This is a genomic window from Thalassospira sp. MCCC 1A01148 (assembly GCF_001613795.1).
GTDB lineage: Bacteria > Pseudomonadota > Alphaproteobacteria > Rhodospirillales > Thalassospiraceae > Thalassospira.
Genome location: NZ_LPVZ01000002.1, coordinates 1 through 12,584, shown reverse-complemented (window position 1 = coordinate 12,584; position 12,584 = coordinate 1). Strand labels below are relative to the sequence as shown.

The 12,584-nt window shown below is 55.3% G+C and carries 26 protein-coding genes; all 26 read right to left on the bottom strand.

The genetic code is table 11. The features are described 5' to 3' along the window. Window positions 1–88: 88 nt before the first annotated feature. Window positions 89–481 (bottom strand): 30S ribosomal protein S11, encoded by a 393-nt coding sequence (gene rpsK, locus AUQ43_RS00830; protein ID WP_044828432.1) that lies wholly within the window; start codon window positions 479–481, stop codon window positions 89–91. 15 nt (window positions 482–496) lie between these two features. Then, window positions 497–865: a 30S ribosomal protein S13 gene (rpsM, locus tag AUQ43_RS00825; protein ID WP_008892195.1), complete on the bottom strand. Its 369-nt coding sequence runs from the start codon at window positions 863–865 to the stop codon at window positions 497–499. A 119-nt stretch (window positions 866–984) separates the two neighbouring features. Next, window positions 985–1,629, bottom strand: coding sequence for an adenylate kinase (locus tag AUQ43_RS00820; protein ID WP_062953740.1), 645 nt, complete (start codon window positions 1,627–1,629; stop codon window positions 985–987). A gap of 29 nt (window positions 1,630–1,658) precedes the next feature. Next, window positions 1,659–3,005 carry a preprotein translocase subunit SecY gene (gene secY, locus AUQ43_RS00815; RefSeq protein ID WP_062953739.1) on the bottom strand — a complete coding sequence of 449 codons (1,347 nt, stop codon included), beginning with the start codon at window positions 3,003–3,005 and terminating at the stop codon, window positions 1,659–1,661. Between the two features lie 80 nt (window positions 3,006–3,085). Continuing rightward, window positions 3,086–3,571, bottom strand: a complete 486-nt coding sequence (rplO, locus tag AUQ43_RS00810; RefSeq protein WP_062953738.1) for a 50S ribosomal protein L15 — start codon at window positions 3,569–3,571, stop codon at window positions 3,086–3,088. Window positions 3,572–3,600: 29 nt separating this feature from the next. Next, window positions 3,601–3,795: a 50S ribosomal protein L30 gene (gene rpmD, locus AUQ43_RS00805; RefSeq protein ID WP_007091489.1), complete on the bottom strand. Its 195-nt coding sequence runs from the start codon at window positions 3,793–3,795 to the stop codon at window positions 3,601–3,603. Between the two features lie 6 nt (window positions 3,796–3,801). After that, entirely contained in the window at window positions 3,802–4,377 is a 576-nt protein-coding gene (gene rpsE, locus AUQ43_RS00800) for a 30S ribosomal protein S5 (protein ID WP_033067174.1), read from the bottom strand. A gap of 11 nt (window positions 4,378–4,388) precedes the next feature. Beyond that, window positions 4,389–4,742 carry a 50S ribosomal protein L18 gene (gene rplR / locus AUQ43_RS00795; RefSeq protein ID WP_062953737.1) on the bottom strand — a complete coding sequence of 118 codons (354 nt, stop codon included), beginning with the start codon at window positions 4,740–4,742 and terminating at the stop codon, window positions 4,389–4,391. Between the two features lie 11 nt (window positions 4,743–4,753). Next, entirely contained in the window at window positions 4,754–5,290 is a 537-nt protein-coding gene (rplF, locus tag AUQ43_RS00790; protein WP_062953736.1) for a 50S ribosomal protein L6, read from the bottom strand. Window positions 5,291–5,302: 12 nt separating this feature from the next. Continuing rightward, window positions 5,303–5,701: a 30S ribosomal protein S8 gene (rpsH, locus tag AUQ43_RS00785; protein WP_062953735.1), complete on the bottom strand. Its 399-nt coding sequence runs from the start codon at window positions 5,699–5,701 to the stop codon at window positions 5,303–5,305. A gap of 12 nt (window positions 5,702–5,713) precedes the next feature. Continuing rightward, window positions 5,714–6,019: a 30S ribosomal protein S14 gene (gene rpsN, locus AUQ43_RS00780; RefSeq protein ID WP_033067178.1), complete on the bottom strand. Its 306-nt coding sequence runs from the start codon at window positions 6,017–6,019 to the stop codon at window positions 5,714–5,716. 13 nt (window positions 6,020–6,032) lie between these two features. After that, on the bottom strand, window positions 6,033–6,572 hold the full coding sequence (gene rplE, locus AUQ43_RS00775) for a 50S ribosomal protein L5 (RefSeq protein ID WP_062953734.1): 540 nt from the start codon (window positions 6,570–6,572) through the stop codon (window positions 6,033–6,035). 11 nt (window positions 6,573–6,583) lie between these two features. Continuing rightward, window positions 6,584–6,901, bottom strand: coding sequence for a 50S ribosomal protein L24 (rplX, locus tag AUQ43_RS00770; protein ID WP_008892185.1), 318 nt, complete (start codon window positions 6,899–6,901; stop codon window positions 6,584–6,586). Beyond that, window positions 6,901–7,269, bottom strand: coding sequence for a 50S ribosomal protein L14 (gene rplN, locus AUQ43_RS00765; RefSeq protein WP_033067181.1), 369 nt, complete (start codon window positions 7,267–7,269; stop codon window positions 6,901–6,903). The genes rplX and rplN overlap by 1 nt, the downstream gene beginning before the upstream one ends. Before the next feature lie 34 nt (window positions 7,270–7,303). Next, window positions 7,304–7,537, bottom strand: coding sequence for a 30S ribosomal protein S17 (gene rpsQ, locus AUQ43_RS00760; RefSeq protein WP_008892183.1), 234 nt, complete (start codon window positions 7,535–7,537; stop codon window positions 7,304–7,306). Between the two features lie 26 nt (window positions 7,538–7,563). Next, the gene (gene rpmC / locus AUQ43_RS00755; protein WP_008892182.1) at window positions 7,564–7,764 is read right to left on the bottom strand and encodes a 50S ribosomal protein L29; all 201 of its coding nucleotides are present in this window, start codon (window positions 7,762–7,764) and stop codon (window positions 7,564–7,566) included. Between the two features lie 6 nt (window positions 7,765–7,770). Next, the gene (gene rplP, locus AUQ43_RS00750) at window positions 7,771–8,190 is read right to left on the bottom strand and encodes a 50S ribosomal protein L16 (RefSeq protein ID WP_033067183.1); all 420 of its coding nucleotides are present in this window, start codon (window positions 8,188–8,190) and stop codon (window positions 7,771–7,773) included. Between the two features lie 12 nt (window positions 8,191–8,202). After that, window positions 8,203–8,889, bottom strand: a complete 687-nt coding sequence (gene rpsC / locus AUQ43_RS00745; RefSeq protein WP_062953733.1) for a 30S ribosomal protein S3 — start codon at window positions 8,887–8,889, stop codon at window positions 8,203–8,205. Further along, the gene (gene rplV, locus AUQ43_RS00740) at window positions 8,889–9,269 is read right to left on the bottom strand and encodes a 50S ribosomal protein L22 (protein ID WP_062953732.1); all 381 of its coding nucleotides are present in this window, start codon (window positions 9,267–9,269) and stop codon (window positions 8,889–8,891) included. The genes rpsC and rplV overlap by 1 nt, the downstream gene beginning before the upstream one ends. Before the next feature lie 2 nt (window positions 9,270–9,271). Next, window positions 9,272–9,550, bottom strand: a complete 279-nt coding sequence (gene rpsS / locus AUQ43_RS00735) for a 30S ribosomal protein S19 (RefSeq protein WP_008892178.1) — start codon at window positions 9,548–9,550, stop codon at window positions 9,272–9,274. A gap of 16 nt (window positions 9,551–9,566) precedes the next feature. Beyond that, window positions 9,567–10,394, bottom strand: coding sequence for a 50S ribosomal protein L2 (gene rplB, locus AUQ43_RS00730; RefSeq protein WP_062953731.1), 828 nt, complete (start codon window positions 10,392–10,394; stop codon window positions 9,567–9,569). Window positions 10,395–10,398: 4 nt separating this feature from the next. Continuing rightward, entirely contained in the window at window positions 10,399–10,701 is a 303-nt protein-coding gene (locus AUQ43_RS00725; protein ID WP_062953730.1) for a 50S ribosomal protein L23, read from the bottom strand. Then, complete coding sequence (gene rplD, locus AUQ43_RS00720; protein ID WP_008892175.1) at window positions 10,698–11,318, bottom strand: 50S ribosomal protein L4; 621 nt, start codon at window positions 11,316–11,318, stop codon at window positions 10,698–10,700. Before rplD ends, AUQ43_RS00725 begins: the two co-directional genes overlap by 4 nt. Before the next feature lie 5 nt (window positions 11,319–11,323). Continuing rightward, window positions 11,324–12,040: a 50S ribosomal protein L3 gene (gene rplC, locus AUQ43_RS00715; RefSeq protein WP_062953729.1), complete on the bottom strand. Its 717-nt coding sequence runs from the start codon at window positions 12,038–12,040 to the stop codon at window positions 11,324–11,326. Between the two features lie 16 nt (window positions 12,041–12,056). Beyond that, window positions 12,057–12,365: a 30S ribosomal protein S10 gene (gene rpsJ / locus AUQ43_RS00710; RefSeq protein ID WP_008892173.1), complete on the bottom strand. Its 309-nt coding sequence runs from the start codon at window positions 12,363–12,365 to the stop codon at window positions 12,057–12,059. A 119-nt stretch (window positions 12,366–12,484) separates the two neighbouring features. Continuing rightward, on the bottom strand, window positions 12,485–12,584 hold a 100-nt coding region (locus AUQ43_RS20020; protein WP_198157127.1), incomplete at its 5' end, for a hypothetical protein.

Genomic DNA, 12,584 nt, shown 5'->3' with positions numbered 1-12,584 from the left:
AGGGCAAACATTTTGCCCCCACGAGAAACGCGAAGAGGCCCGGTCATCCCGGGCCCAAACGCGGGGTCGTCCGCAAGGATCGACGCGATTAGACGCGACGACGTTTACGCGGACGGCAACCGTTGTGCGGAATCGGCGTTACGTCTTTGATCGACGTAATGGTGAAACCGACAGCCTGAAGCGCACGCAGTGCAGATTCACGTCCCGAACCCGGGCCTTTAACCTGTACTTCGAGGGTTTTCATGCCGTGTTCAGCAGCTTTCTTACCTGCATCTTCGGCAGCCATCTGTGCAGCATACGGAGTCGATTTACGCGAACCGCGGAAACCCATACCACCAGCGGTCGACCAGGAAATGGTATTTCCCTGAACGTCGGTGATGGTGATCATGGTGTTGTTGAAGGTCGCGTTTACGTGCGCGATACCGTTCGTAATGTTCTTGCGCTCGCGGCGACGCACGCGAGTCTGAGGAGCTTTCGCCATTGTCGTTCCCCTACCTTACTTCTTCTTGCCAGCAATCGGCTTAGCCGGGCCCTTACGGGTGCGAGCGTTGGTGTGGGTACGCTGACCGCGTACCGGGAGACCGCGACGATGACGCAGGCCGCGATAGCTGCCCAGGTCCATCAGACGTTTAATGTTCATTGCGGTTTCACGACGGAGGTCGCCTTCGACGGTGTAATCAGCGTCGATGACTTCACGAACCTTCAGAACCTGGTCATCAGAAAGCTGATGAACGCGGGTTGCGGATTCGATACCGACCTTTGCGCAAATTTCTTTGGCTTTAGCCGGGCCAATACCGGTGATGTAGGTAAGCGCAATCACGACACGCTTAGCGGTCGGGATGTTTACGCCAGCAATACGAGCCACTATGTGAACTCCTGTTTCCTGTTAACAAACCCAGGGGCAGATCCGGTAGGGTAGGACGCTGCAAAAGCGGGCCAGCATTACTGCCAACCCGCCAGCAAAAAAACGCCCTGCCCGGGAAATTACCCCAGGATGGCTTCAATCTCGCGCGTAACTTGGTCGATTTCGGCCATCCCGTCAACTGTTTTCAGCTTACCGACCTTTTCATAGTAAGGAATGATCGGTGCTGTTTGCTTGTGATAAGCTTCCAGTCGCGATGTGACCGTCTCGGCGGTATCGTCCGCACGGCGTTTAAATTCGGTGCTGCCACATACGTCACAGACACCTTCCTTGGCGGGTTTCTGGAACTCGTCGTGATAGCCCTGCCCGCATTTCGCGCACGTATAGCGACCCACAACGCGGGCCACCAATGCTGCATCGTCAACACGCAGTTCAATCACGTAATCAAGTGCCAGTCCCTTGGATTCCAGCATAACGTCCAGAGCTTCTGCCTGGGCGGTGGTACGCGGGAACCCGTCCAGAATGAAACCACCTTTGGTATCATCCTGGTCAAGTCTTTCAGAAATCAGGCCGATCATGAGATCGTCAGAAACGAGTTGCCCCGCATCCATGACTTCTTTTGCCTTCTGCCCAAGTTCCGTACCGGCAGCAACCGCTGCACGGAGCATGTCGCCCGTCGAGAGCTGGATCATGCCGCGTCCTGTTTCAAGACGCTTGGCCTGGGTACCTTTCCCTGCGCCGGGTGGGCCAAGAAGGATAATGTTCATCGTCTTCCCCCTGAATGCGGTGGCGGCTTTTAGCGGCGGCGACCACGCAGTTTGGATTTCTTGATCAGGCCTTCATACTGGTGAGCCAGCATATGAGACTGAATCTGCGCAACGGTATCCATGGTTACCGTGACAACGATCAGGAGGCTAGTCCCACCAAAGTAGAAGGGAACCGACCATTCCGCGATCAGAAGTTCCGGCAGGATACAGACGAATGCAAGATACGCTGCACCGATCACCGTCAGACGGGTCAGAATGAAATCCAGATGATTCGCGGTATTTTTACCCGGACGGATGCCCGGGATAAAGCCACCATGTTTCTTCAGGTTGTCTGCCGTATCTTCCGGGTTGAAAACAACCGCAGTGTAGAAGAAGGCAAAGAAGACGATCAGGCCGATATAAAGCGCAATATACAGCGGCTGGCCACGGCCCAGCAGTGCGGTCGCAGTGGTCAACCATGCCGGGGCATCAACACCGGTGGTGAACTGCGCCACCGAGAGCGGCATAAGCAGCAGCGAGCTTGCGAAGATCGGCGGAATAACACCGGCAGTGTTGATCTTGAGCGGCAGGTGCGAGCTCTGACCTTCCATGACCTTCATGCCGACCTGGCGTTTCGGGTACTGGATCAGAACGCGGCGCTGGGCACGTTCAACAAAGACGATGAAGGCAATAACCGCAATCGCCAGAACGATGATTGCAACGATAACCAGTGCAGAAATCGCACCGGTACGGCCCAGTTCAAGGGTGCCTGCAATCGCGCTTGGCAGGCCGGCAACAATACCGGCAAAGATGATCAGCGAAATACCGTTACCGATGCCGCGCTGGGTGATCTGCTCACCGAGCCACATCAGGAACATGGTGCCACCAACAAGCGTGATGACCGCGGTCAGACGGAAGAACATGCCCGGATCCGGCACAGCAGCACCGGATGAACCGGTCATGCTTTCAAGGCCAACGGCAATGCCCCACGCCTGCACGGTCGCAATCAGCACCGTCAGATAGCGGGTATATTGGTTAATTTTTTTCCGACCCTGTTCGCCTTCTTTCTTGAGTTGCTCAAGGGTTGGCGAAACAGTTGTCATCAACTGAATAATAATCGAGGCCGAGATGTACGGCATGATATTCAGCGCAAAGATCGTCATACGACCCAGCGCACCACCGGCGAACATGTCAAACATGCCCAGAACGCCGCCCGCATTCTGACGGAAAATGTCAGCAAGAATGGACGGGTCAACACCAGGAACCGGAATATAGGTTCCAAGACGGTAAACAATAAGCGCGCCCAAAGTGAACCAGATACGCTTTTTAAGCTCGGTCGACTTTGAAAAAGCGGACCAATTCAGGTTCGCGGCAAGCTGCTCGGCGGCCGATGCCATGCACTCATCTCCCAATACACATAAACTGGAGGGTCCGGTCCCGTGTGCTGGAACCGGACCCTCGCGAAGTCAATTTAGGCTTATTCTGCGGTTTCTGCAGCAGCGACCGGAGCAAGAACCTTGACCGAACCGCCGGCTTTCTCAACAGCTTCAACAGCTGCTTTGGAAGCACCGGAGATTTCGATGTTCAGTTTCGCTTTCAGTTCGCCTTTTGCGAGAAGACGCAGACCGTCTTTCTGCGGACGGGCCAGTCCTTTTTCCGCCAGAACAGCGACGGTAACATTTGCACCTTCTTCAAGAACACCGTTATCAACGGCAGTCTGAAGGGTACCAAGGTTCACAACGCCGAACTGTTTCTTGAACGGGTTTTTGAAGCCGCGTTTCGGAAGACGGCGATAGATAGGCATCTGCCCACCTTCGAAGCCATTAATGGCTACACCCGAACGGGACTTCTGACCCTTCTGACCTGCGCCAGAAGTTTTGCCTTTGCCCGAACCGATGCCGCGACCGACGCGGGTGCGCGCCTTGCGGGCACCCGGGTTATCGGCGAGTTCGTTGAGTTTCATCGTTCAACACCTTTTCGATCTGGGGTCAATCAAGCCTCGTCCACACGGACGAGGTGCTTGACCTTTGCGATCATACCGCGAACAGCCGGAGTATCTTCCAGCTCACGAGTCCGGTGCAGTTTGTTCAGGCCAAGACCAACGAGGGTCTGGCGCTGATCAGCCGGACGTCCGATCGGCGAACCCGTCTGGGTAACGCGTACGGTCGCTTTTTTCTTAGCAGCCATATCGAATTACTCCTTTTCGAGAACGGCGGCAGCAGCCGAACCGCTATCGCGACGGGCAACGACGTCACCGACTTTCAGGCCACGCTTAGCAGCGACCTGACGCGGGGAAGCACCGTTGACCAGAGCGTCAAGGGTTGCGCGGATCACGTTGTGCGGGTTGTTCGAACCGGTGCATTTGGACACAACGTCCTGAACGCCCATGGTTTCGAAAACCGCACGCATCGCACCGCCTGCGATGATACCGGTACCAGCCGGTGCGGAGCGAAGGACAACCTTGCCTGCACCGAAGTGGCCCTGCGTATCATGGTGAAGGGTACGGCCTTCACGCAGCGGAACGCGGATCATGTTACGTTTAGCAGCTTCGGTTGCCTTACGGATCGCTTCTGGAACTTCACGGGCTTTACCCGTGCCGTATCCGACGCGACCGCGCTGGTCACCGACAACTACCATTGCGGAGAAAGCAAAGCGACGGCCGCCCTTAACGACTTTCGCGACGCGGTTGATACCAACCAGCTTGTCGACGAGTTCGTTTTCTTCACGGGCTTTCGGCGCCTGCTGCTGTTGATTCTGGTTACGTGCCATGGTCGTGCTCCTTAGAAGTCCAGACCGCCCTCACGGGCGGCATCGGCCAGAGCTTTCACCCGGCCATGGAACAGATACCCGCCACGATCGAAAACGACCGTTTTCACACCAGCTTTGACTGCGCGTTCGGCAATTGCCTTGCCAACCAGAGCAGCGGCTTCGGCATTGCTGCCTTTCGCCTTCAGATCTTTCTCCGCCGTCGAAGCAGCCACCAGGGTGGTGCCTTTGACGTCGTCGATGATCTGAGCATAGATGTGGGCGTTCGAACGGTGCACGCTGAGGCGCGGGCGACCGGCCGCTTTTTGGCGGATCGCAAAACGAACGCGACGCTTGCGGCGTTCGAAAAGGCTTCTCACGTTTTTCATCGTGCCTGTCCTTACTTCTTCTTGCCTTCTTTGCGCAAGATATACTCGCCTTCGTAGCGGACACCCTTGCCTTTGTAAGGCTCCGGACCGCGCCAGCCGCGTGCATTTGCAGCGAACTGACCGACGACTTGTTTATCTGCGCCAGAAATGGCGACGAGGGTCGGCTTTTCAGCGACGACGTTAAGACCCTCAGGGATCTCCATTTCTACGTCGTGTGAGAAGCCAAGCTGCAGAACAAGTTTTTTGCCCTGAACCTGTGCACGGTAACCAACACCGGTGATTTCCAGCTTCTTGGTGAAACCTTCCGAGACCCCGGTAACGAGGTTCGCGATGTTGGCACGGGTGGTACCCCAAAGGGCACGCGCGCGCTTGCTATCGTTTTTCGGTTTCACCCAGATCTGGTTATCTTCCTGGGTGACGGAAATGTCAGCACTGTTCAGCGGAAGGTTAAGCTCACCGAGCTTGCCTTTTGCACTGATCTGCTGTTCGGTCAAGTTGATGGTAACGCCGTTAGGCACGACCACCGGATTTTTTCCTACTCGCGACATCGTTGGCCCTCCTTAGAATACCTTGCAGAGGATTTCGCCGCCGACATTCTGCTCGCGAGCCTCCTGATCCGAAAGAACTCCTCGTGGAGTGGACAGGACTGCGATGCCCAGACCGTTATATACCTTCGGAAGATCTTTGATCTTCGAGTATACACGACGACCCGGGGTCGAGACGCGGTCGATCTGCTTAATCACTGCATCGCCTTCAAAGTATTTGAGTTCGATGGTGATTTCGCTGACGCCCTTGCGAATTTCATTAATGTTGTAACCGCGGATATAACCTTCGCGCTGGAGAACATCCAGCACACCGGTACGCAGTTTCGAAGCCGGCGAAACGACGCTGGATTTACCAACGCGCTGGCCGTTGCGGATACGCGTGAGCATATCACCGACTGGATCAGTCATCGACATGTGATGTCCTCCTTACCAGCTCGACTTCACCATGCCCGGAATCTGACCACGCGAAGCAAGTTCACGAAGGGCGATACGGGACAGGCGGAATTTGCGATAGACACCACGCGGACGACCGGATACCTGGCAGCGAATACGCTGACGGATACGGGCCGAGTTACGCGGCAGCTGGGCGAGTTTCATCACAGCAACGATACGATCCTCAGGGGTCGTCTCGCGATTTGCGATAACCGCTTTAAGGGCGGCACGCTTGGCAGCATATTTTTTTGCCAGGCGTTCACGTTTGAGTTCACGCTCTACAGCGCTTTTCTTGGCCATGGGCCAACCTCCGTTAGTTTCCGAACGGAAGATCAAAACCCTTAAGAAGGGCAAGAGCTTCATCGTCGGACTTAGCCGTGGTACAAATGATGATATCCATCCCGCGAACAGAGTCGACCTTGTCGTACTCTACCTCAGGAAAGACGAACTGTTCTTTCAAGCCCATGGCAAAGTTGCCACGACCATCGAAAGATTTTTTGTTCAGGCCGCGGAAGTCACGCACGCGCGGAAGCGCGATGGAGACCAGGCGGTCCAGGAACTCAAACATACGGTCGCGACGCAGGGTCACTTTACAACCGATGTTCATACCTTCACGCAGCTTGAAAGCCGCAACCGACTTTTTCGCTTTGGTGAAGACAGGCTTCTGACCGGTGATGGCAGCGAGATCCGCAGCAGCACCTTCCAGCTTCTTACGATCCTGGGTGGCGTCACCGACACCCATGTTGATCACGATTTTTTCGAGGCGCGGAATCTCCATGGTGTTCTCGTAGGAGAACTCCTTCTGGAGTGCGTCACGCACCACTTCTTTGTAATGTTCGCGCAGGCGCGTCATTTTTCCGTCCCTCAGTTGTCGATGACTTCGCCGCTGAGCTTCGCTACGCGAACCTTGCGACCATCATCGAGGGTCTTGAAACCGACGCGGGTCGGCTTGTTTTCTTTCGGGTCAACAATCGCGACGTTGGAAACAGCAATCTTTGCTTCCTTTTCGACGATGCCACCAGCATCAGCACCGGTCGGGCGCTGGTGACGTTTCACCAGGTTAATGCCCGAAACCAGAACTTTGTTCTCGGTCGGGAAAGCGGCGAGAACTTCGCCGGTTTTCCCTTTGTCTTTACCCGTCAGAACAACGACGCGATCGCCCTTTTTAATCTTGGCAGCCATTACAGCACCTCCGGAGCGAGCGAAATGATCTTCATGTAACCTTTCGAACGAAGTTCACGGGTTACCGGGCCAAAAATACGCGTGCCGATCGGCTCGCCGTTCGCATTAATGAGAACGGCAGCGTTACGGTCAAAGCGGATCGCCGAGCCATCGGCACGACGAATTTCCTTTGCGGTGCGAACGATGACAGCTTTGTGAACTGCACCCTTCTTTACGCGACCGCGCGGAATGGCTTCCTTGACGGAAACCACGATAACATCACCAACGTGAGCGGTTTTGCGCTTCGAGCCGCCCAGCACCTTGATGCACTGGACGCGGCGAGCGCCGCTGTTGTCGGCGACGTCCAGATTGGACTGCATCTGGATCATGGGTTTACCCCTTGACTATGATTGGGCTGAGGACTCACTCCTCGACCACTACTTCCCAAGACTTCAACTTCGAGATCGGTTTGCATTCGCGAATGCGAACAACGTCACCCGTTTTGAAGCGGTTCTCTTCATCGTGCGCGTGGAATTTCTTCGACTTACGCACGTACTTTTTATACAGCGGGTGCATGACCTGGCGCTCCACTCGGACCACCACGGTCTTGTCGTTTTTGGTCGAAACGACTGTCCCCTGCAATACACGCCTCGGCATGTGTGTTTACTCCTCTGCGTGTCCAGTTAGGCCGCGGTAGCACCCTTCTCGTTACCGAGAAGGGTTTTAATGCGGGCAATATCACGACGGACCTGGCGGACCCGCGCAGTGTTCTCGAACTGCCCGGAAGCCTGCTGGAATCGCATGTTGAACGATTCTTTACGCAGGTCCAGAAGCAGCTGCTTCAGTTCGTCAGCGCTTTTCGCGCGGAGATCAGCAATTTTCATCACTAATTACTCCCCTTCACCAAGACGGGTGACAAACTTGGTCTTGATCGGCAGTTTTGCCGACGCCAGCTCGAAAGCACGGCGTGCAAGATCCAACGGAACACCGTCGAGTTCAAACATGATCCGACCCGGTTTAACGCGTGCCGCCCAATATTCGGGCGAGCCTTTACCTTTACCCTGACGGACTTCGGCAGGCTTCTGCGAGACCGGGAGATCCGGGAAAACGCGAATCCACACACGACCTTGACGGCGGATGTGGCGGGTGATCGCACGGCGAGCCGCTTCGATCTGACGCGCCGTTATACGCTCAGGCTCCATGGCTTTCAAGCCATAAGCGCCGAAATTAAGGTCCGTGCCACCCTTGGCCTCACCTTTAAGGCGGCCTTTGTGGGCTTTACGGAACTTTGTACGTTTCGGAGAAAGCATATCTGGATCTCCTTACTTACGGCCTGAACCGGTCGACTCGAGCGCTTTACGCTCGGAAGCCAACGGATCGTGAGCCATGATTTCGCCCTTGAAGATCCAGACCTTCAGACCGCAAACACCATAGGTGGTGTGTGCTTCCGAAGTGCCATAATCAACGTCCGCACGCAGAGTGTGCAGCGGAACGCGACCTTCACGGTACCATTCGGTACGAGCGATTTCAGCACCACCAAGACGACCAGCAGCATTGATACGAATGCCACCGGCACCGAGACGCATTGCGTTCTGAACCGAGCGCTTCATAGCGCGACGGAACGAAACACGGCGCTCAAGTTGCTGGGCGATGTTGTCAGCGACCAGCTTGGCATCGAGTTCCGGCTTGCGGATCTCGATGATGTTAACCTGCACTTCGGCATTCGCCAGTTTCTGCAGATCGTTCTTGAGCTTCTCGATGTCCTGGCCTTTCTTCCCGATCACAACGCCCGGACGAGCGGTGTGGATCGAGATGCGGGCTTTCTTCGCCGGACGTTCGATAATCACCTTCGATACACCCGCCTGTTTCAGACGGTTGAAGATGAAATTGCGGATCGCGAGATCTTCGTGAAGAAGACCAGCGAAATCGGACTTGTTGGCGTACCAGCGGGAATCCCAGGTACGGTTAATGCCAACGCGCAGACCGATCGGATTGATTTTCTGACCCATTACTCGGCCTCCTCACGTTCGCAAACTACGATGCGCATGTTGGAGAACGGCTTCAGAAGTTTACCAACACGACCGCGTGCACGGGCGCGCCAGCGCTTCATTACGAAGGCCTTACCAACAGATGCCTCTTTAACGTAGAGACGGTCGACATCGAGCTGATGGTTGTTTTCGGCATTAGCAATTGCCGATTCCAGCAGCTTTTTGACGTCCTGCGAAATGCGTTTATTGGAGAAGGTCAGCTCTGCCAAAGCAGCTTCTGCCTTCATTCCACGAATCGACTCGGCGACGAGGTTGAGCTTACGCGGGGAAATGCGTACTGCCCGGAGCGAAGCCGCAGCCTCGTTATCCGCCAGCCGACGGATGTCAGCTTTCTTACCCATCGTTACTTCCTCTTCGCCTTTTTGTCGGCCGCGTGACCATAGTAGGTACGGGTCGGCGAGAATTCACCGAACTTGTGACCAATCATGTCTTCGGTCACCAGCACCGGCAGGAATTTCTGGCCATTGTAAACCCCAAAGGTGAGGCCTACGAATTGCGGCAAAATCGTCGAGCGCCGCGACCAGGTCTTAATTACCTCATTCCGGCCTGAGGCACGGACAGTATCGGCTTTCTTAAGAAGGTATCCGTCAACAAACGGACCCTTCCAAACGGAACGCGCCATAGTCTAGCCTCCTCCGTTAGCTCTTGTGACGACGGCGCATGATGAGCGCGTCGGTCTTTTTGTTCGAGCGGGTACGTTTGCCCTTGGTAGGCTTGCCCCACGGCGTAACCGGATGACGACCACCCGATGTACGACCTTCACCACCACCATGCGGGTGATCGATCGGGTTCATGGCAACGCCACGAACCGAAGGACGCTTGCCAAGCCAGCGATTACGGCCGGCTTTACCAAGGTTTGCGTTCTGATGGTCCGGGTTGGACACGGCACCGATGGTAGCCATGCATTCACCACGAACCAAACGTACCTCACCGGAGGACAGCTTAAGCTGGGCGTAACCCTGGTCCTTACCAACAAGCTGTACATACGAGCCTGCTGAACGTGCGACCTGACCACCTTTACCGGCTTTCAGTTCGACGTTATGGACAATGGTACCGACCGGAATGTTCTTCAGCGGTGCGGCGTTACCCGGCTTAATGTCTACGCGGTCAGCGGCAACAACGTTGTCGCCAACAGCAAGACGCTGCGGTGCGAGGATGTAGGCCAATTCGTCGTCAGAATAACGAACCAGTGCGATAAACGCGGTACGGTTCGGATCATATTCCAAACGCTCGACGGTACCGACGACATCAAACTTGGTACGTTTGAAGTCAATCATACGGTAACGACGTTTGTGACCACCACCAATACGGCGGGCGGTGATACGACCAGTGTTGTTACGGCCACCTTTCTTGCGAAGACCTTCGGTCAACGCTTTGATCGGCTTGCCCTTGTGGAGATCGGAACGATCCACGAGAACCAGCTGACGGCGACCAGGAGAGGTTGGTTTAAACTTCTTCAAAGCCATTGTCTTAGATTCCCGTAGTCACATCGATGGACTGGCCCTCTTCGAGGGTAACCATCGCTTTCTTGAAATCACTCCGACGACCGGAAATACCGCGAAAACGCTTGGTTTTTCCTTTTACCACAGAGGTATTGACCGTCTTGACCTTCACCCCGAACAGACCTTCCACAGCAGCCTTGATCTCCGGCTTGGTGGCGTCGATCGCGACTTTGAACGCAACAGCGTTGTGTTCAGAAATCAACGTCGACTTTTCAGTGATATGCGGGGCGCGGATGACTTCGTACATCCGCTCTTTGCTGATGATCGTCATTTGAGACGTGCCTCCAACGCTTCGACCGCACCCTTGGTCAGCACCAGGGTGTCACGGCGCAGGATGTCATAGACGTTAGCACCAATCTGCGGGAGCACATCAACCTGCGGGATGTTGCGCGCTGCGCGTGCAAAACCCTCATTGACCTGCGCACCGTCGATGATCAGTGCAGACTTCCAGCCGAGCTTATTGAAAACTGCGACCAGATTCTTGGTTTTGGCGTCCGAGAATTCCGCATTATCAAGAACGATAAGCTTACCGTCTTTTGCCTTGGCCGACAGAGCGGTTTTCAGCGCGAGTTTACGGAACTTCTTGGTCAGATCGTGTGCGTGGTCGCGAACGCGCGGACCGTGCACGGTACCACCACCACGGAACTGTGCGGCTTTACGGGAACCGTGACGTGCACCGCCACTACCCTTCTGACGCACGAATTTTTTCGTGGTTGCGGAAACTTCCGACTTTTCCTTTACCTTGTGGGTACCGGCACGGCGTTTTGCCAGCTGCCAGTTCACCATACGGTGCAGGACGTCGCGACGTACTTCCAGGCCAAAGATGTCTTCTGCAAGATCAATCTTACCGGACTTGGAAGCGTCAAGTTTGAGAATGTCGAGCTTCATGATGCTTATTCCTTATCCTCGGCGACAGCTTCTTCAGCAGCCGGGGCAGCACCCTTGAGCGCAGCCGGGAACGGAAGACCTTCCGGTGCAGCACGCTTCACAGAGTCCTTAACAAGGACGTAGGCACCCTTGTGACCAGGGACTGCACCGTGGATCAGGATCAGACCTTTGTCGGCATCCGAAGACACGACTTTAAGGGACTGAACAGTCACACGTGCGGCACCAAGGTGACCAGCCATCTTCTTACCTTTGAAGACGCGGCCCGGGTCCTGGCACTGACCAGTGGAACCATGCGAACGGTGCGAAATCGACACACCGTGCGACGCACGCAGACCACCGAAGTTATGACGCTTCATCGCACCGGCAAAACCTTTACCGATGGACGTGCCGATTACGTCAACGTACTGGCCTTCAATGAAGTGGGTTGCAGCAAGTTCTGCACCAACTTCAATCAGGCCGTCTTCGCTAACGCGGAATTCAGCAAGTTTGGCTTTCGGCTCAACCTTGGCTTTGGCGAAGTGGCCACGCATCGGCTTGGATACGTTTTTCACTTTCGCTTTGCCATAACCAAGCTGAACAGCGACGTAGCCGTCGGTGTCGTTGGTACGGTTGGCGACGACCTGAAGATCTTCGACCTTCAGAACGGTTACAGGAAGGTGGGAACCGTCATCGTTAAAGATACGGGTCATACCGACCTTCTGGGTAATAAGTCCACTACGCATTGCGGCTTACTCCCGATTAAAGTTTGATCTCGACATCGACACCGGACGCAAGGTCGAGCTTCATAAGAGCATCGACGGTTTGCGGGGTCGGGTCGACAATGTCGAGAAGACGCTTGTGCGTACGGATTTCGAGCTGTTCGCGTGATTTTTTGTTCACGTGCGGAGACCGCAGAACAGTGTACTTTTCAATGCGGGTCGGCAGCGGAATCGGGCCGCGGACCTCTGCGCCAGTGCGCTTCGCCGTATTGACGATCTCACGCGTGGACTGATCCAGCACGCGATGGTCAAACGCCTTGAGGCGAATGCGAATGTTCTGACTATCCATGTAATTATGTACCGGAGCCCTCAAAAGGACACCGGCCCCTCAACTGGAGTTGACGATTGCCGCAAAAGTGTTGCGGGCGGCTTAAATAGCCGCCCGCTTCACAAAGATCAAGAGAAAAATTATTCGATGATCTTGGCAACAACGCCCGCGCCGACGGTACGACCGCCTTCACGGATTGCGAAACGCAGACCTTCGTCCATTGCGATCGGTGCAATGAGG